Here is an 18842-nt window from a genome sequence, read left to right on the forward strand (position 1 = left end):
AATATCAAAGTCTTTAAAAAACAACAAATAAAATATTACATCTGAATTATTTAGCTGAAGGACTTAAGAAAGAATTTTCAGAGGCGGATGTTATAATTGGAATTGATATGGGGTTAACGTATATGCTGACTTTTCTGGATTGATTATTGGAGATTATTGAAAAAGAGGAGGTGCGCATAACTTGCTTCCACAGAGGAACAGATCTGCTAGTAGAAGTCAAGAGTTTTTTAAAAAAAGAAGGTCTATAATTAATGTTGTAAAGAAAAAATTATAAAAATCAAAAGGCATTTGCTGGCTCCGTTGAATTAATTAGTTGCGAACTAAAAACCAAAGAAAGGAGTCCAGCAAATGCAAGATAATAATATTATAAAATTTCTTGATTTGTCAGACATTATTGCAACTGAAATTATTTCAACGGAGGACAGGTATATTTTTATTGCTGAAGCAAAGAAAAATCACATTGTGTGTCCTCGGTGTGGTAATATCACTAATAAAATCTATGATACAAAATGGCAAAATATTAGAAACATCCCTATAAGAGGTAAACTAGTAATCATTATACTTCTAAAGAAAAGATATCGTTGTCCTTATTGTCATAAGAGGGGTATTCCTGAAAAATATGAAAGCATTGATAAATATGCCCGTAAAACCAAATGCTTTGATAAATATCTTGCTAAAGAAACTGTCAGCAAGAATTATTCTAAAGTTGCTAGAGAAAACGGGTTAAGTTATACAGCTGTTAATAATGCAGTTAAAAAAGTAATTGACCCTCTCATTGAACAACAACTTTCAAAACTTAGTTAATTAAAAGCCATCAATATCGATGAATTTGCAGTTTTAAAACGCCATAAATATGTAGTTAGAATCGGGAGTTAATTGACATTTTACCTACTCGCAAAAAGGATAATTTAATTAACTACTTTGATTGTTGGGAAGATGAGCAAGGATGAGTTTATTACTCCAAAAACGAGCTGAAGAACTGACAGATGAAGATCATGAAAAGCTCATCGAATTATTTGAACTCAGTCCAGCTCTAGAAAAGGCCTGGGAATTAAAAGAGGAATTCAGAGACCTATTGCAGCTAGATGATGTAAAAGAAGCCACCAGAGCTCTAAAAAGGAGGTATAAAGAAGTAATAAAAAGCAAGCTGATACCTTTTTACCAAGTAAAAAAGATAATACAAAGATAAGAAGAAAAAATACTAAATTATTTTAAGATAATCAATGGCTTTGCTGAGGGTATCAATAACAAGATTAAATTGATCAAAAGGATTGGATATTATGAAGAATTTTCAGACTAAAATTCTATTAATTCAGGGGGATAAGAATTTTTTGTTACTTATATGGAAAAATATATTATTTAAGGATAATATTTCTTTAATTTTTTTCTTAATTACCTATTGACTTTTACCGCAGTCTATGATGAGGCTTTATTTCGACTGAAATCTCACTAAGATGATTTAACGAAAAATTTCAATAGCGTTCAAAATTAACTTTTTGCAGTTTAATCAAATATAGATGACTTTCCTGCAGTTAATAAAGAAACAGGTATTATCGGTAATTTAAGTTTTTCCACCTTACTATTTAGGAGTATGTTTTTTTAATTTGGCAAGAAAGGATTTTGATTTATAAGAATTTTCTAAACATTTGTTGAAACATTTGTATTTCTTATCTAAAGGTAAAAAGTTATATTGTAAAGAAAAAATTATTTAAGATGATATCAGAATTTTATGTAAATGATTATCTTGTTACCCCATATGCTCCTTGAAAATTTATATGTTTTTTACGAACTTTAATAATTTTATGAACTACACTAAGTTATACATCTATCTTTGGGAAACTAGTCATAGCGGAATCCTCCATTTGAGTTAGTATTTCCTTTATATTGAGTTAATACTTCCTTATATAGCAGTAATTAATTTCAACTTTCCAAGGAGGATTCCTGTTTTTATTTTGTAAGATGTCTTAAAAATCTATTATACACTACTGTTAAATAAAGAGAGGAAAAAGATGTTAAAGTAAATTTAATTATTAAAATATTTTGTTTAGTTTGTATTTTTAAAATTTAACAGGGGGTGGCTAAAATGAAACTCACTAATTTTGAATATGTAGTTCCAGGTTCCGTTCAGGAAGCATGCCAGTTCCTCAGTGAACATGGTACAGAGGCTAAAATTTTATGTGGTGGTACTGATGTGATTGTGCGAATGCGGGATGGTTATTGGAAGCCAAAATATGTGGTTGATATTAAGAGAATTTCTGGATTAAATAAAATTTCGTATGATGAAACAATAGGTTTGACTATAGGAGCGACTGTAACTTTAAATCAGGTAGCTGGCTCTGAAATTGTTCAAAAGTATTATCCGGTTCTAGCTGAAGGTGCTCATGTCATAGGTTCCCTGCAGGTTAGAAATCGGGGTACTCTGGTTGGTAATATCTGTAATGCTTCTCCGTTGGCAGATACTGCTCCAGCTCTGCTGGTTTATGAAGCAGAAGTGACCATTGCTGGTCCGGAGGGAGAAAGAGTTGTGCCTATTAGTGAATTCTTTACCGGGCCAGGTAAAACGGTTCTTAAGATCGGAGAAATGGTAACAAAGGTAACCGTTCCACCTATAACCGATGCAGTAGGACGGTATTTTAAACATGCCCGGCGCAAGGCTGTTGATTTATCCAGTGTCGGTGTTGCTGTTCTGGTGCTTGGTAAAGATGGGGACAAAGTAAAAGAAGTACGAATTGCACTGGGTGCTGTGGCTCCTACTCCGGTTCGTGCTAAAAATGCTGAAGCACTATTAAAAGATGTAACTATTACACCCGAATTATTAGAAAAGGTAAAAGAAGCTGTTGTAAGTGATATTTCGCCTATCTCTGATATTCGTGCTTCTAAAGAGTATCGTACTGAAATCTCTCAGATTCTCGTCAAACGTGGGATTGAAGAGATTCTGGGTTGGGAATAAGTCTATAGAGAAGGAGGATTGTTTTCATGAAAAAATATAAAATCTCCTTTGTAATTAATGGAAGAAATAAGGAATTGGAAGTTCCAGCTAATATGACTTTACTGGAAATGCTTAGAGAAGAGTTGGATTTGACAGGAGCCAAATGTGGTTGTGGTGGTGGTGAGTGCGGTGCGTGTACTGTAATTATGAATGGTGAACCGGTTAATTCCTGTCTGGTTCTGGCTCCTGAGGTTGATGGTGCTGAAATTTTAACTGTGGAAGGTCTGGTTAAAGGTACCGAATTGGATAAAATACAGGAATCCTTTATTGAACATGCAGCCTTGCAGTGTGGTTACTGTACTCCCGGTATGATTATGTCTGCCAAAGCACTTTTGACTAAAAATCCCAATCCAACTGAAAAAGAGATTCGTGAGGCCATCAGTGGTAACCTGTGTCGGTGTACTGGTTATGAAAAGATAGTTGAGGCCATTAAGGCTGTAGCACAAAAATAAGAGAATTTTGAAAGGAGGCTGACTATGAAAGTTGTTGGTAAACGAGTAAAGCGAATTGACGCAGTTAGTAAAGTTACAGGCGAAGCCAAATATGTTGATGATATGAAATTTGAGGGGATGTTGTATGCCAAAATTAAGAGAAGTCCGTATCCCCATGCAAAAATTTTAAATATTGATACAAGTAAAGCAGAAGCTTTACCGGGTGTAGAAGCGGTTATTACAGGTAAGGATTTTCCAAATACAACCGGTCTTTATATGGCAGATCGAACTGTTTTTGCCATTGATAAAGTTCGCTATATTGGTGATGCTGTAGCTGCTGTTGCTGCAGAAAGTGAAGAGATTGCAGAAAAAGCTCTTGAACTAATTGAAGTTGAATATGAAGAATTACCAGCACTTTTTGACCCAATTGAAGCAATGAAAGAAGATGCTCCGCTTATTCATGAGAATTTACATGAATATGATCATGCGGTATTTATTCATCCCGTACCCCATACCAACATCAGTGAGCATTTCAAGCTGCGGAAAGGCGATGTAGAGAAAGGATTTAAAGAAGCTGATTATATCATTGAAGATGAATTCTCCGTACCAATGGTACACCATGTTCCCCTTGAAACCCATACTGCTATAGCAAAAATGAGTCTGGATGGTCAATTAGAAGTTATTTCCAGTTGTCAATCTCCTTTTGCTGTTAGACAACTATTAGGCCATGTTTTCGATATTCCGTTAAATAAGATTACTGTTAAAGCTGAATATATTGGTGGCGGTTTTGGTGGTAAAGCCGGTCTACAGATCGAGCCAATGGTTGTTGCTCTGGCTATGACTGTACCGGGCCGATATATTCGTCTTACTTATACCCGTGAAGAAGAATTCCAGGCTGCTGTAAACCGCCAGGGCTTGCGTGCTAAATATAAGAGTGGTGTAAGAAAAGATGGTAAAATTGTGGCTCAGGAAATCACTTATATCTGGGATGCCGGAGCTTATAATGACTATGGGGTAAACATTGTTAAAACTGCTGGATATTCCTGCTCTGGTCCATATGAAATTGAAAATGTCAAAGCTGATTCCTATTGTGTATATACCAACCATCCTGTAGGTTGTGCTTATCGCGGTTTTGGTATGTGTGAGATCCACTGGGGTATTGAACAGCATATGGATAACATTGCTGAAAAGCTTGGTCTTTCTCCTGTTGAAATCCGGAAGATAAATGGTCTCAAAGATGGTTCTCTTACTGTTACCAATGAGAGATTGCAAGATGTTGGCTATATAAAATGTGTTGAGCGGGTCGCAGAACTTCTGGAATTGGATAAAAAGGATGCTCCAAGCAAGCCATATAAAGTAAGAGGTAAAGGTATTGCAGGTGCTTATAAAGGCCCATCTACCCCACCGGCTGCTGCTTCTTCAGCAATTATATATTTACTGGAAGATGGAACTGTTAATCTGCAGGTCAGCGCTACCGATATTGGTCAGGGTTCCCATACAGCTCTAGCTCAGATTGCTGCTGAAGAGCTGGGTATTGATGTAGATAAAATTCATGTTAGCGTTCCGAATACAGATTATACCCCATACGAATGGCAGACTGTAGGTAGCCGGACCACTTATTCTACAGGAAATGCTGTTATCAGAGCTGCTAGAGATTTAAAGCGTCAACTGTTGGAGTATGCGGCAGAAGACTTTAATGTAAATATTGAGGATCTTTATATTGAAGATGGATTTATCTATTCTAAGAAAGATAAGAATTTGAAAAAAGATATAAAAGATTATGCATTGGGTCTGGTTTACTCTGATGGTAGTGGTAGAGGCGGGCCTGTAATTGGTAAAGGTATCTTTATTCCTGAAGGTGTAACCAATCTTGATCCGGAAACTGGTCAGGGTCGTCCTGTTAACCACTGGACCTTTGGTGTTCACGGGGCAGAGGTAGAAGTTGACTTAGAAACCGGTGAAGTTGATGTAATTAAAATGGTTTCAGTTTTCGATGTGGGTCGTGTAATTAACCCTGACACCTGTGAAGGTCAGTTAGAAGGTGGTCTTATCCAGGGTATGGGTACTGCCCTGATGGAAGAGATGATCTTAAAAGATGGTAAACTATTGAATCCATCTTTTGTGGATTATAAAATTCCTACTGCCATGGATTGTCCTGAAATTATTACTGAGTTTGTTGAAACTCCTTTAAAGGATGGTCCTTATGGAGCTAGAGGAATTGGTGAACCTGCCATGATTCCTGCTGCTCCGGCCATTGCTAATGCCGTATATGATGCAATTGGTGTAAGAATTACTAGCTTGCCTATTACAGCGGAGAAAGTTTTGAAAGCCATCAAAGAAAAGAGAGCTAATGAAGAAAAAGAGAAGAATAATAAATAGTTATAGAATAGAGCTCTCTCCCTTAGGGGGGAGGGCCTTTCCTGAAAATAAATTTTCGTTTATAACGTTTTTTAAATAGATAATATTATTCAAAAAGCGGGGTGATAGCAAAGAGTTGAGTAGAGAGTAGGAAGAATCAGGTTAGGTGATGGGTCAGGATATTACAGTCTTATAAAGGAGGAAATTTTTATGCAGGATGAAAAAGCGATTTATGATGTGAGAAAATTGCCTTTTAGTCAAATGATTTTGCTTGGTATGCAACATGCTCTGGCCATGTTTGGTGCTACAGTATTGGTACCGATTTTGACTGGCCTGAATGTATCAGTTGCATTATTTACCGCTGGTGTTGGAACCTGGATCTTCCACTTGATTACTAAAAAGAAGGTTCCAGCTTATTTAGGTTCATCCTTTGCTTTTATTGCACCGATTTCGATTGTTGTTGAAAAGATGGGTATTCCAGCAGCTCAAGGTGGTATTATTGTAGCAGGTCTTGTCTATGCTGCAATGGCTTTTATAATCTATCTTGTAGGTCCTAAACTAATCAATTCTCTTTTCCCACCCATTGTAACTGGCCCAGTAATTATGGTTATCGGTTTAACCCTGGCTCCAGTTGCTATCGATATGGCTTCTGGAAATCTGTTTGTAGCTTTGGTTGCAATATTGGCTGCTGCCTTTGTTAGTGTATTTACCCGCGGTTTCTTTAGACTAATTCCTGTAATGATGGGTCTAATTGCGGGTTATATCACAGCTTTATTTGTTGGTATTGTTGACTTTACTCCATTAAAGGAAGCTGCCTGGTTTGGTCTACCTAATTTCACTGTACCAGCTATTAACTGGAGTGCAATTTTGATGATTGCTCCGGTAGCCATCGTATCCATGGTAGAACATGTTGGTGATATTTTAGCTATTAGTGCTACTGTTGGCAAAGGTAAAGAGTTTGTTGAAAATCCAGGTATTCATCTTACTATGTTAGGTGATGGTATTGCGACTTCTGTGGCAGGTATTTTCGGTGGACCACCTAATACTACTTATTCTGAAAATACCGGAGTTCTGGCTTTAACTAAAGTATATGATTCTGTTGTCATGCGGATTGCTGCAGTTTTTGCGTTGATTCTCTCTCTGGTTCCAAAATTAGGTGCTCTGATTTCCACCATTCCTAAACCTGTTATTGGTGGAATATCTATCCTTCTTTTCGGTATGATTGCCAGTGTTGGTGTAAGGACAATGATTGAGAATAATGTTGACCTGACCAAATCCAGAAACCTGATTATTGCCAGTGTTATTCTGGTTATCGGCATTGGTGGAGCAACCATTCATGTTGGTAACCTGGAATTTGCAGGTATGGGTTTGGCCGGTCTGGCTGGTCTGGTTTTGAATAAACTTTTACCTGACAATCTGGGTGAAAGTTCTAATAATTCAGTCAACTTCTGACCGGGAAGATTTCTTCCCGGTCTTTTTCAAAAAATAATTGAAATTTGGTTAATTATGATTTATAATAAATTATGAAATTATGGATTCCGGGATGGAAGGGAACGTGTTATCTGTGGAAGAGCCCAAAGTTAATTTTTTTAAAAATGATAAGATGCAGGTTGGAAAAGCAGCTATGTTATTGGCTCTAACTTCTAACCGACAGGAAGAGGTAGAGATTAAAACATACTTAAAAGAACGGTACAACTATGATACAGTAGTAACAGAGGTTGGTGGAGTTTTACGAGATATCAAAGGTCGAGTTGTGAAATCAGTGGTTAGTGCTGCTATAAATGCCGGTATCCTTGAAAAGAAAAGTAACCATATTCATCCTCTGATTCATGCTACTCTTGAGGCTGAAAGAGGTATGATGTTTGATCTTCCAACTCAATCGAGTATTGTTATGAAAGTTGCCATTGTGGTAGGAGATAAATGGCTGGCTGTGGCCATGTATGGTGAATCTGCTATTCATGTCCTTTCCAATCACGAGCGAGCTGGACTCGGAATCATGCATCTATGATTTTAGTGAAATAGTGATCCAGTGAAGTTAAAGTTTAAATTTAATATACGAAGGCCAAAGATGTGGAAGCATCTTTGAGTGATTTAGTGAAAGAGTGAAGCCTTATCTGGTTACTCCTTTTAGCTAAGGGGTATCAGTAGGGCTTTTTTTATTTTCAAAGGCCGATAGATTATGAGGAGGGATTTGAAGGTGCTCAAAGAACAAAAAATTAGAGAATTATACGATAAAAGAGAGCGGTTAATGAAGGGTGGAGGAGAGGAGAAGATTAAAAAACAGCATAGTAAAGGTAAGCTGACTGCGAGGGAGCGGATCAAACTGCTATTAGACGAAAATAGCTTTGTAGAGGTAAATCCTTTTATGAGTCATAGATGTGTCGATTTCGGGATGGATAAGGTAGATGCTCCTGGTGACGGAGTAGTGACAGGATATGGTACCATTCATGGCAGATTGGTTTTTGTATTTGCCCAAGATTTCACCGTTATGGGCGGTTCTCTGGGTGAAATCCATGCTGCTAGAATTTGCAAAATTATGGATATGGCTAAAGAAATGGGTGCACCTATCATCGGGTTATATGATTCCGGTGGTGCGCGGATTCAAGAAGGGGTTCTGGCTTTGAATGGTTTCGGTGAAATTTTTGCCCGTAATGCTCTCTGTTCCGGTGTAGTTCCACAAATTTCTGTTATCATGGGGCCATGTGCTGGAGGTGCAGTTTATTCCCCTGCTTTAACTGATTTTGTCTTTATGGTTGATAATACCAGTCAGATGTTTCTAACTGGTCCTGAGGTGATCAAATCGATAACCGGTGAAGAAGTTACTATGGAAGAATTGGGCGGTTCTATAACCCATGCAGTTAAAAGTGGAGTTGCCCATTTTACCGCCAGTAGTGAAGAGGAATGTATGGAACAGGTCCGCCGTCTTTTAAGCTTTATTCCATCAAATAATCTGGAAGATGCGCCAATGGGTCTTGCCAAAAATGGTGAAATTTTTGATGAAAATGCAGTAAAAGACCTGATTCCAGACCACCCCAATAAACCGTATGATATGAAAAAGGTTATAAATCATCTGGTAGACCAGGGGGATTTTATGGAAATCCATGCCCGGTTTGCGAAAAATATAATAGTTGGATTTGGGCGGTTAAATGGTCGGACTGTGGGGATTGTTGCTAACCAACCGATGCATAAAGCCGGTTGTCTGGATATTGATGCATCTGATAAAGCATCACGCTTTATCAGATTCTGTGACGCCTTTAATATTCCCTTATTAACTCTGGTAGATGTACCTGGTTTTTTACCAGGAGTCAGTCAGGAATATGGTGGAATCATAAGACACGGTGCTAAACTTCTTTATGCTTATACAGAAGCGACAGTTCCCAAGATTACTCTGGTGGTACGGAAAGCATACGGCGGTGGTTATATCGCCATGTGTAGCAAATCTCTGGGGGCTGATCTGGTCTATGCCTGGCCAACTGCTGAAATTGCAGTTATGGGACCTGAAGGTGCAGCCAACATTATTTTTAGAAAAGAGATTGCTGCTGCCAGGGATCCCGAAATGGTTCGTCAGAAAAAGATTGCTGAATACCGGGAACAGTTTGCTAATCCATATGTAGCCGCAAAAGCTGGAATTGTCAATGATGTGCTGTCTTTTGAAGAAACCCGGATGCGCTTGATTAATAGTCTGGAAATGTTGGAAAATAAAAGGGTTTCAAAGCCCCAGCGGAAACATGGTAATATGCCATTATAATCCTGGGGAAATGGGAATAGAAGCTGAAAGGGGTAATTATAATGGACAATATAAGTTTAGGTCTACAATTGACTTTTTTTGGAATGGGGGCAGTATTTTTAGCTCTGACCGGGCTTGCAATATTTTTGGATGTATTGAAAAAAGTTGTGGATTTAAGGGAAAATTTCAAGATTAGTATCTCGACTGAGAAGAATAAAATAGTTGAGCAAAAAAACTCTCCCCATAATTCATCTGAAGATATTGAATTGGTTGCGGTAATAACTGGGGCTATTGCCGCGCTGATGGAAGAGGAAAAAGGATATGTTCCAAATTTTAAGATTGCATCCATTACCCCTGTTTCTAATGTCTGGAAAATGCAAGGACGTTTTGATTTAATTAAGTAGAGAAGAATAAAATATCTTTTGGGTGTTCAATCTTATTAACTGCAAAAAACTAATTTTTCGCTCCAGAATTTTTCTAACCATCTAAAGTTCGAGCTCAATCGAAATAAGGCACATTATAAACGTGTTCTTCTGACCCTTGATTAGTTCATTACATCCTCATATGAGGCCTTACTTCTTCTTCGATCCTATTTAAGATGGTTTTAATGAAAAATTACTATGTCGCTCAAAATTAGCTCTTTGCAGTTTATCAGATATTTCTATGCAAAATGTTATCCATAACCTACGAAATGTATAATTTCCTAAATATTTAAAAAATTAGTTAGAGAGGTGGATATAAAATGGTTAGAAAATTTAAGGTTAAAGTAAAAGGCGAGATATATGAGGTGGAAGTTGAAGAAGTTAGGGAAAAGAATGAAATTGGTGGAGTTTCTACAACAGTTGCAACTACAACTACAGTTCAAGCTCCAGAGGTTACTTCTACTCCTGAAACGCCTCGAAAACCTCAATCCAAAAAAGCAATAACCGGGGGAACTGAGCAGGTTAAAGCTCCGATGCCCGGAACTATTTTAGATGTAAAAGTTAAAGTTGGTGACAGAGTTAAGGCTGGTGATGCGGTTGTAGTTTTAGAAGCTATGAAAATGGAAAATGATATTATGACGTCAGTTGATGGAGAAGTGAAGGAAGTTCTTGTGAATTCCGGTGCTACCGTGAATGAGGGAGATATATTAGTGGTGATTGGCTAGAACTTAATTTGAGGGGGATGAATAAATGATTACAAGGCTATTTGATTTTTTAAACTCAACTGGTTATGCGAACATCACACTGGGTCAGGGCGGAATGATTATAATTTCCTGCTTTTTGATGTATCTAGCCATAAAAAAGAAATATGAACCACTGCTTCTTTTACCCATAGCTTTTGGTATGCTATTAGCTAACTTACCTCTGTCAGGAATTATGGATGGCCCGGTAGGTGATAGTGTGGGGGGACTTCTTTATTATCTTTATAAAGGGGTTAAATTGGGAATTTATCCTCCCCTGATCTTTCTTGGAGTTGGTGCTATGACCGATTTTGGGCCACTAATTGCCAATCCCAAAACATTAATTTTGGGTGCGGCGGCTCAATTTGGAATTTTTTTCACCCTTTTAGGTGCTTTGATATTAGGGTTCAGTCCCACTGAAGCCAGTTCAATCGGGATTATTGGTGGTGCTGATGGTCCAACTGCCATCTTTTTAACAGCAAAACTTGCTCCTCATTTGTTGGGTTCAATTGCGGTAGCGGCATACTCCTATATGGCCCTGGTTCCCATTATTCAACCACCGATTATGCGGGCTTTGACCACCAAAGAGGAGCGGCAGGTAGTGATGAAGACACTTCGCCCTGTTTCTAAAACAGAACGAATTCTTTTTCCTATTCTGGTAACTATCATAGTTGGACTCTTTTTACCGTCTGCTGTACCATTACTGGGAAGTCTGATGTTTGGTAACCTGATGCGGGAATCGGGTGTGGTTGATCGACTCTTAAAAACGTCTCAGAATGATTTGCTGAACATTATAACTATCTTTTTAGGACTTTCTGTAGGTGCAACAGCTACCGCAGAAAGGTTCTTGACTGTGAAAACTATTATGATTATAGGGCTTGGTCTTGTAGCTTTTGCCTTTGGTACAGCTATGGGAGTAATATTTGGAAAGATTATGTACAGATTGAGTGGTGGTAAAGTTAATCCACTGATTGGTGCTGCAGGAGTATCAGCAGTACCCATGGCTGCACGGGTAGTTCAGACAGTTGGTCAAAAAGAGAATCCGAAAAATTTTCTTCTGATGCATGCCATGGGTCCAAATGTTGCTGGTGTAATCGGCTCTGCCGTTGCTGCAGGAGTTTTGTTATCCATTTTAGGATAAGAATCTAGACTAAAGAGGTGTAGCTTGATGAAACGAGAGATTGGAATTACTGTAAGGGAAGCCTTACGGCTTGAACCCTTGAAGAATGCAAAGATTGTAGCGGGAACGAAAGGAATAAATCGGGTTATTAAATCTGTTAATATTATGGAAGTACCGGATATTGTCAAGTGGGTCAAAGAGGGAGAACTGTTATTAACCACTGTATTTGCTATTAGAGATGACAAAGAAGCGCAGCGCCGATTAATTCCTACTCTGGCGGGTCGGGGACTTGCAGGTATTGCTATTAAACCAGGGCGTTATATTGAAGAAATTCCCTCAATTATGCTTAAACAGGCTGATGAATATGGTTTTCCGTTGATAGAACTTCCCTTTGAAGCCTCCTTTTCTGATCTTATGGATTCTATTTTAAGTGAAATTTTAAATGTTCAGGCAGTATTTTTAAAAAAATCTCTCGATACTCACGAGATGTTAATGGATGTGGTATTGAAAGGTGGCGGTCTGGAGGAAATTGCTAGAACTCTGGCCAGGCTTGTACAGAATCCGGTGGCTATCTTAAACCAGAATTTTGAAGTTCAGGCTCTGGACCTTATGGGTCAAATGGAGAAAGAAAATTTATTTGAAGTTGACCAGAGGAACCCGGTTCTGCAGCTAAAAGAAAGGTTTTTGCCCGGCAAAAAGAAAGTGGGGCGTTTTAAAGAGACCTTGATTCAGGTTAATAATAGGGAGATACGGCAAATGTCAATTCCTATCCTGGTTGGTCAGGATAACTATGGCTATATTTTTGTCTGGGAGATAGTCCGAAAGCTGGAAGCTATTGATCTGATAAGTATTGAAAGGGCAGTGACGGTAGCAGCAATGGAGATTTTAAACCAGCAGTCTATCTTTGAAGTTGAACGCCGATACCAGAATGACCTTCTTTATGATCTTTTGAATGGACGGTTTGAATCAGAAGATGTGATGCTTTCCCGAGCAAAGGCTATGCACTGGGACCTTAAAGGACCATTCTGTGTAATTATCTTTGAATTGATTAAGGATTCTAATGCCAACAGTAACTCACGAAAAAAACATATGATCTGGAATCGAATTGTCCAGGGTGTAAAACAAATCTGTGAAAATAAAAAAGAAGAAGTTATATTTGGAGAGTGGGGCACCAGGTTAATCTTACTTCATTCTATTCCTGATAAACAGGATGATCTGGACAATTATCTGGGGAAAACCATTGATGAAGTTAAGCAATTAATTGAACAATATCAACAAAAATATTATATCGGTGTTAGTTCTCTCTCAAAGGGACTTTTTTCTCTCAAACAAAGTTATAGGGAAGCCAAGGAGTCAATTAGGGTGGCAAAAATAACCAATTGCTATGGGAAGGTTCTATATTATGAAAAGTTAGGTGTTTACCGTTTGCTGCATAAAATTGATGCCAAAGTTTTAGAAAATTTTTTGCATGATATCCTGGGCCCTCTAATCCGATATGATCAGGAGAATAACACCGAACTGGTAAAAACCCTGGATTGCTATTTTAAAAATAATGCTAACTTAAAGCGTTTGGCAGATGAGTTATACGTTCACTATAATACCATTCTTTATAGGATGGAACGAATTCAAACTATTCTGGGTGTTGATCTTAGTGATCGGGATACTCGTCTGAATTTAGAGATTGCTTTGAAAATTTATTTTGGTTGATTAACAGTTGGTTTTTGTTAATATTTCATATATATCTTACAAGAATTAGCGACATCATTCATAAAATTGTAACAAAGGTAAAAAAGGTGGTATTGTTGAAAACCATAAATAGTTAATAAAATTTTAATTCCGGTAAGAGGGGAATTTTTACCTAAGGATGAAAACCAGAGAGTTAAAAGCGAAAAGCATTGGAGATTTACTTTATAGTAAATTAATGGAAAAATCCCTTAATGGAGAGATCCATTCTATATTTTCATCCGTCATCAATGTTAAATTTGAAGAGGAACTCTATACCATTGGTAAGTCACAAATTGGTAATGGACCTTTGACCGTTTTGCTGCCGGTAATGGGTGAGAATTTAAATAAGTGGGGGCTGGCTCCGGGTGATCCGGTTTTTGCCAATAGAATGGAGATTAATCTCAATAATTTCCTGAGGATTGATCTGAAGGATGCTCAAATCTGGAGTAGCAAGTGGCAAAATAGACCAAATTTTAATAAAAATTTCCAACTTCTTTCCCGGGCCAGAGCTATGATATTAAGGGAAGGAAACCTCAATGGGCTGGGCGGACTTTTGGAGGATCAGTTCCAGTTTACAAGTGATACATTTATTGAATATAACCAAAAGATACTTATAAAAATGGCTATTCCTTCCCTTAATAAAATAAAAGAAGGCTTACTTAAAAGGTCAGAAATTTTCTGGAATGGGGTCAGGGAACTTGTTGGTCTGGGCCCGGGATTAACGCCAGCTAGTGATGATTTATTGGTAGGTTTTCTTTTAACATTTCGATATCTGGAGTCAGCTGGTTTATATAAACTACCAGATTTTAATTTGGCGACTTTTTCAAAGTGGGTGAAATCAAAAACAAATTTGATCAGTGCTATGGGTTTGATTTTAGCTTTTGAAGGAAGACCTCTGGAATTTATAAGAGATGCAATTCAGAATCTTTTTAATGGCGAAAAGATTAAAACAATTTTGAGTATTTTGCGTCTTATTGATCGCGGAAGTACTTCTGGAACTGATATTCTGACAGGAATTATTCTGGCAGGAGAAGTCTTTCAACAAATTTATAAAACTCAGTGTTACAACACTGCTGAATTAAAGGAGGAATGAATATGGCAAAAAAGGTGATTATTAAGCCCAATAGATATTATGACTCGGTAAAGTTAATGTCTATTTCTAAAAGCATCAGCAGCATGGAAGGTGTTACCCAGGCTGTTGTAGTTATGGGTACAGATCATAATAAGGAGACATTAAAAAAGGTAAATTTAAATACCCCTGAGACAGAAAAAGCAACTCCCGGTGATCTGATTATAGCTGTTGAGGCAGAAGAAGCAGTAATGGATAAAGTATTAAAAGAAATTGAAGAAGCTTTAACCCGGCGTAAAACCGGTAGTGACGATGAATATCGTCCAAGAAGACTTGAAAGTGCTATTGAAGCACTACCAGGTGCTAATATGATAATCATCTCTGTTCCAGGTGAATATGCAAAGAATGAGGCCATGAAGGCACTGGAAAATAATCTTCATGTTATGCTTTTTAGTGATAATGTATCGATTGAAGATGAGAAAGAATTAAAGGATTTCGCTGCTGAAAAAGGTCTTCTGCTCATGGGGCCTGATTGCGGTACTGCTATTATTAATAATGTTCCGTTAGCTTTTGCTAATGTGGTTCGTAAGGGTAAGATAGGAATTGTAGCTGCTTCTGGTACTGGTGCTCAGGAAGTAAGTACAATAATTCACAAAGCAGGAGAAGGAATCTCCCAATTAATTGGTACCGGTGGACGCGATCTTTCGGTAACTATTGGTGGAAGTATGATGCTCCGCGGTCTGGAAGCATTAAATGAAGATCCTGAAACTGAAGTAATTGTTTTGATCTCCAAACCTCCTGCAAAGGAAGTTGTTGATAAGGTATTGGCTGAAGTTGAAAAGGTTGAAAAGCCTGTTGTAATTATCTTTTTAGGTGGCGATTTAAGAGCTTTAAAAGATTCAAAGGCATATGGTGCTAAAACTCTGGAAGATGCAGCTTTGAAAGCTGTAGCACTATTACGCGGTGAAAAGCCCAGGGAAATTGAGTTTACAATGGATAGAGAAGAAGTTGAAAAGATTGCTGCTAGTGAGGCTGAAAAAATCGGAAGTAAGCAGAAATATGTCCGCGGTCTCTTTACCGGTGGTACTCTGGCAGATGAAGCAATGCAAATCCTTTCCAGCAAATTGGGTGATATTTATTCAAATATTCCCTTTAGAGAAGAGCTGGCCTTAGATGAAGATCTAAAGAGTATAAAACATACCTGTATTGATCTTGGTGATGATGTATTTACAGTTGGACGTCCTCACCCAATGATTGATCCATCTACCCGGATTGAGCGGTTAGAGGAAGAGATAAAAGATGAAGAAATGGCGGTTCTTCTTCTTGATGTGGTCATAGGTTATGGTTCTCATCACGATCCAGCCGGTGAATTGGTGCCAATTCTTAAAAAAGCAAAAGAAGTTTATAGAGAACGGGGAGGTTATCTTTCTATTGTTGCATCTGTCTGTGGTACAGAAGAAGATCCACAAAATCTTATGGAACAGAAAGGGAAATTAGAAGAAATTGGTGTTATTGTTATGCCAAGTAATGCTCAGGCTGCCCGTTTAGCTGCAATGATTGTAGAAAAGATCCAATGATAGAAAAGAGGTGATGAGCGGTGGCGAAAAATAAGATTGTTGATCTTTTTGGCAAAGAATTAAAAGTTATTAACATGGGCCTTGAATCCTTTGCAAATGATTTAAAATCTCTTAATGTTGCGGTTATACAAATGGACTGGAGGCCACCTGCGGGTGGTAATAAAAAGATGGCCTCACTATTGGCAATGTTAAAAGATTAATAGATTTAACTTCAGGGGGGAGTATTATGAGTATTAAAGAAGCAAATCAAAAGGCTATTGAAATTGTCTTGAATGCTCAACCTACTCTGGTTGACATACAGACTGCTATTGATGTAGTACCTGGTATGACCAAAAAAACCATTTTACATGCCGGGCCACCATTTAAAAATGGTTGGGAGTCTATGTCCGGTCCCGTTCGCGGAGCAGTAATTGGAGCTCTGCTTTATGAAGGGCTGGCAAAAACCAAAGAGGAAGCCATTGAATTGGCTAAATCCGGTGAGATAATTTTTGACTCCTGTCATCATCATAATGCTGTTGGTCCAATGGCAGGTATCATGTCTGCATCTATGCCAGTCTGGGTTGTAGAAAATACCACTTATGGCAATAGAGCTTACTGTACTTTAAACGAAGGTCTGGGTAAAGTTTTGCGTTATGGAGCTTATTCGCCAGATGTAATCGAAAGACTTCGCTGGATGGAAAATATTTTAGCACCTGTATTAAAGAAAGCTCTGGAGTTAGTTGGTCCAATTAATTTAAAAACACTGATTGCTGAAGCCTTGCAGATGGGTGATGAGGGACATAATCGGAACCGGGCCGGTACTTCCCTTTTGATCCGGAAACTGGCACCCGGGTTGGTGAAATCGGGTTATGATGCTGAGACTGTTGCTTCTGTCTTTGAATTTATGAATGGTAATGATCATTTCTTTTTAAATCTGACCATGCCTGCATGTAAAGCTACCATGGATCCGGCTCATGGAATTGAAAACAGTACTCTGGTTTCAACCATGGCCCGGAATGGTACAGAGTTTGGCATTAGGGTAAGTGGGTTAGGTGATCGCTGGTTTACTGCACCAGCTGAAATTATTGATGGTCTTTACTTCCCGGGTTATGGTCCGGAAGATGCTAACCCCGATGTAGGTGATAGTGTAATTACCGAAACAACGGGTATCGGTGGTTTTGCTATGGCAGCAGCACCTGCAATTACCCAATTTGTAGGTGGTACTCCCGAAGATGCTCTGAAATATACAAATGCTATGTATGAAATTACTTTAGCTGAAAATAATGCATATCTTATCCCTGCAATGGACTTTAGAGGTACTCCAACCGGTATTGATATCCGTAAGGTGGTTGAAAGCGGAATTCTGCCTATTATTAATACCGGTATTGCCCACAAGGAACCGGGTGTAGGTCAAGTTGGTGCAGGTTTGGTTCGACCTCCAATGAAATGTTTTGAAGATGCAGTAGTAGCATTTGCTGAAAAGATGCAGAGATAATTAAGGAAGGAATGAGAACTATGACCAATAATAAACCGTTAAAGGATGTAATAGTTCTCGATCTTACCCGGGTTCTGGCGGGGCCATATTGTACAATGATTTTGGCCGATCTCGGGGCAGAAGTAATTAAGGTTGAGCGTCCCGGGGTCGGTGACGATTCCCGGGCCTTTGGCCCATTTATCAATGGCAAGAGCGCATATTTTATCAGTCTTAATCGGGGGAAAAAAAGTATTGTTCTTAATTTAAAAGATGAAAAAGATCGGGAAATATTTAAACAATTGGTAAAAAAAGTAGATGTATTGACAGAAAACTTCCGACCCGGAACAATGGAAAAACTTGGTTTTGGGTATGAAGAGTTAAAGAAAATCAACCCCCGTTTAATTTATGCGGCAACTTCCGGTTTTGGTCACACAGGTCCTAAATCTAAAAAAGCTGCTTATGATATGATTGTTCAGGCGGCCGGTGGAATTATGAGTATAACGGGTCATCCGGGCGGGCCTCCTACCCGTGTAGGGGCTTCCATTGGAGATATTATTGCTGGTCTATTTACTGCCATTGGCGTTTGTGCAGCCCTTTATCAGCGCGAAAAGACTGGAAAAGGGCAAAAGATTGATGTTGCCATGTTAGATTCCCAGGTGGCAATTCTGGAGAATGCTATTGCCCGTTATATTGTGACTGGTGAGCCGCCAAAACCTCTGGGTGCGCGGCATCCTTCTATTACACCATTTGAAGCCTTTAAAGCTGCTGATGATTGGGTGATTATAGCTATAGGTAATGATGCGCTCTGGGCCAAATTCTGTAAAGCAGTTGGTCGGGAAGATTTGATTGACCATCCCGAATTTGCAACCAATGCTAAACGGACCGAGAACTATGATAAACTCAAACCGATTATGGATGAGATTATTTCTAAAAAGACTGCCGCTGAGTGGATTGAAGAGTTAGACAAAGCTGGAATTCCTGTAGGACCAATTAATACAATTGATAAACTCTTTGAAGATCCACAGATTAAAGCCCGCAATATGCTGGTAGATGTTAATGATCCTGAAATTGGTAAAATGAAGGTTGCTGGTAATCCAATTAAGATGTCCTCTTTTGAGGATGAGAAAGATCGGCAACCTGCTCCCAATCTGGGTGAACATACTGAAGAAATCTTAAAAAGATTTTTGGGGTAAATAGGGTAACCGGGGTTATGAAACTCTAACCCCTGATC

16 protein-coding genes and 1 pseudogene are annotated in these 18842 nt (G+C 38.4%); all 17 read left to right on the plus strand.

Annotated features, from left to right (window positions below; translation table 11 throughout):
• The first annotated feature begins 348 nt into the window (after positions 1–348).
• The 17 genes and pseudogenes from BBF96_RS04255 to BBF96_RS04340 all read left to right on the plus strand — a co-directional run bounded on the left by BBF96_RS04255 (position 349) and on the right by BBF96_RS04340 (position 18804).
• A complete protein-coding gene (locus BBF96_RS04255; RefSeq protein ID WP_127015994.1) occupies positions 349–804 on the plus strand; it encodes a transposase family protein in 456 nt (151 codons plus the stop codon).
• Positions 805–946: 142 nt separating this feature from the next.
• A pseudogene (locus tag BBF96_RS04260) lies at positions 947–1300 on the plus strand (ISL3 family transposase).
• A 783-nt stretch (positions 1301–2083) separates the two neighbouring features.
• A complete protein-coding gene (locus tag BBF96_RS04270; protein WP_127015996.1) occupies positions 2084–2950 on the plus strand; it encodes an FAD binding domain-containing protein in 867 nt (288 codons plus the stop codon).
• A 26-nt stretch (positions 2951–2976) separates the two neighbouring features.
• A complete protein-coding gene (locus BBF96_RS04275; protein WP_127015997.1) occupies positions 2977–3441 on the plus strand; it encodes a (2Fe-2S)-binding protein in 465 nt (154 codons plus the stop codon).
• A 24-nt stretch (positions 3442–3465) separates the two neighbouring features.
• A complete protein-coding gene (locus BBF96_RS04280) occupies positions 3466–5799 on the plus strand; it encodes a xanthine dehydrogenase family protein molybdopterin-binding subunit (protein WP_127015998.1) in 2334 nt (777 codons plus the stop codon).
• A 189-nt stretch (positions 5800–5988) separates the two neighbouring features.
• Positions 5989–7230, plus strand: coding sequence for a uracil-xanthine permease family protein (locus tag BBF96_RS04285; protein WP_127015999.1), 1242 nt, complete (start codon positions 5989–5991; stop codon positions 7228–7230).
• 112 nt (positions 7231–7342) lie between these two features.
• A complete protein-coding gene (locus BBF96_RS04290) occupies positions 7343–7786 on the plus strand; it encodes a HutP family protein (RefSeq protein WP_164730898.1) in 444 nt (147 codons plus the stop codon).
• A gap of 171 nt (positions 7787–7957) precedes the next feature.
• Entirely contained in the window at positions 7958–9526 is a 1569-nt protein-coding gene (locus tag BBF96_RS04295; protein WP_127016001.1) for an acyl-CoA carboxylase subunit beta, read from the plus strand.
• Between the two features lie 41 nt (positions 9527–9567).
• The gene (locus BBF96_RS04300; RefSeq protein WP_127016002.1) at positions 9568–9909 is read left to right on the plus strand and encodes an OadG family protein; all 342 of its coding nucleotides are present in this window, start codon (positions 9568–9570) and stop codon (positions 9907–9909) included.
• Between the two features lie 338 nt (positions 9910–10247).
• Positions 10248–10652, plus strand: a complete 405-nt coding sequence (locus BBF96_RS04305; protein ID WP_127016003.1) for a biotin/lipoyl-containing protein — start codon at positions 10248–10250, stop codon at positions 10650–10652.
• Between the two features lie 25 nt (positions 10653–10677).
• Positions 10678–11808: a sodium ion-translocating decarboxylase subunit beta gene (locus BBF96_RS04310; RefSeq protein ID WP_127016004.1), complete on the plus strand. Its 1131-nt coding sequence runs from the start codon at positions 10678–10680 to the stop codon at positions 11806–11808.
• A gap of 27 nt (positions 11809–11835) precedes the next feature.
• Positions 11836–13494 carry a PucR family transcriptional regulator gene (locus tag BBF96_RS04315; RefSeq protein ID WP_127016005.1) on the plus strand — a complete coding sequence of 553 codons (1659 nt, stop codon included), beginning with the start codon at positions 11836–11838 and terminating at the stop codon, positions 13492–13494.
• A 157-nt stretch (positions 13495–13651) separates the two neighbouring features.
• Positions 13652–14605 (plus strand): oxamate carbamoyltransferase subunit AllH family protein, encoded by a 954-nt coding sequence (locus tag BBF96_RS04320; RefSeq protein WP_127016006.1) that lies wholly within the window; start codon positions 13652–13654, stop codon positions 14603–14605.
• A 2-nt stretch (positions 14606–14607) separates the two neighbouring features.
• Positions 14608–16158, plus strand: coding sequence for an acyl-CoA synthetase FdrA (gene fdrA, locus BBF96_RS04325; RefSeq protein WP_127016007.1), 1551 nt, complete (start codon positions 14608–14610; stop codon positions 16156–16158).
• A gap of 20 nt (positions 16159–16178) precedes the next feature.
• Complete coding sequence (locus BBF96_RS04330; protein ID WP_127016008.1) at positions 16179–16358, plus strand: fdrA domain protein; 180 nt, start codon at positions 16179–16181, stop codon at positions 16356–16358.
• Between the two features lie 26 nt (positions 16359–16384).
• A complete protein-coding gene (locus BBF96_RS04335) occupies positions 16385–17632 on the plus strand; it encodes a YlbE family protein (RefSeq protein ID WP_127016009.1) in 1248 nt (415 codons plus the stop codon).
• 20 nt (positions 17633–17652) lie between these two features.
• Positions 17653–18804: a CaiB/BaiF CoA transferase family protein gene (locus BBF96_RS04340; protein WP_127016010.1), complete on the plus strand. Its 1152-nt coding sequence runs from the start codon at positions 17653–17655 to the stop codon at positions 18802–18804.
• The last annotated feature ends 38 nt before the right edge of the window (positions 18805–18842 follow it).

This window comes from Anoxybacter fermentans (genome assembly GCF_003991135.1).
Lineage (GTDB): Bacteria > Bacillota > Halanaerobiia > DY22613 > DY22613 > Anoxybacter > Anoxybacter fermentans.

Excerpts from the sequence above, each read along its gene's own strand:
- BBF96_RS04300 (WP_127016002.1), top strand. The coding sequence starts at position 9,568 with ATGGACAATATAAGTTTAGGTCTACAATTGACTTTTTTTGGAATGGGG.
- BBF96_RS04270 (WP_127015996.1), top strand. The coding sequence starts at position 2,084 with ATGAAACTCACTAATTTTGAATATGTAGTTCCAGGTTCCGTTCAGGAA.
- BBF96_RS04320 (WP_127016006.1), top strand. The coding sequence starts at position 13,652 with ATGAAAACCAGAGAGTTAAAAGCGAAAAGCATTGGAGATTTACTTTAT.
- BBF96_RS04275 (WP_127015997.1), top strand. The coding sequence starts at position 2,977 with ATGAAAAAATATAAAATCTCCTTTGTAATTAATGGAAGAAATAAGGAA.
- BBF96_RS04280 (WP_127015998.1), top strand. The coding sequence starts at position 3,466 with ATGAAAGTTGTTGGTAAACGAGTAAAGCGAATTGACGCAGTTAGTAAA.
- BBF96_RS04285 (WP_127015999.1), top strand. The coding sequence starts at position 5,989 with ATGCAGGATGAAAAAGCGATTTATGATGTGAGAAAATTGCCTTTTAGT.
- BBF96_RS04255 (WP_127015994.1), top strand. The coding sequence starts at position 349 with ATGCAAGATAATAATATTATAAAATTTCTTGATTTGTCAGACATTATT.
- BBF96_RS04340 (WP_127016010.1), top strand. The coding sequence starts at position 17,653 with ATGACCAATAATAAACCGTTAAAGGATGTAATAGTTCTCGATCTTACC.
- fdrA (WP_127016007.1), top strand. The coding sequence starts at position 14,608 with ATGGCAAAAAAGGTGATTATTAAGCCCAATAGATATTATGACTCGGTA.
- BBF96_RS04305 (WP_127016003.1), top strand. The coding sequence starts at position 10,248 with ATGGTTAGAAAATTTAAGGTTAAAGTAAAAGGCGAGATATATGAGGTG.
- BBF96_RS04295 (WP_127016001.1), top strand. The coding sequence starts at position 7,958 with ATGAGGAGGGATTTGAAGGTGCTCAAAGAACAAAAAATTAGAGAATTA.
- BBF96_RS04335 (WP_127016009.1), top strand. The coding sequence starts at position 16,385 with ATGAGTATTAAAGAAGCAAATCAAAAGGCTATTGAAATTGTCTTGAAT.
- BBF96_RS04310 (WP_127016004.1), top strand. The coding sequence starts at position 10,678 with ATGATTACAAGGCTATTTGATTTTTTAAACTCAACTGGTTATGCGAAC.
- BBF96_RS04315 (WP_127016005.1), top strand. The coding sequence starts at position 11,836 with ATGAAACGAGAGATTGGAATTACTGTAAGGGAAGCCTTACGGCTTGAA.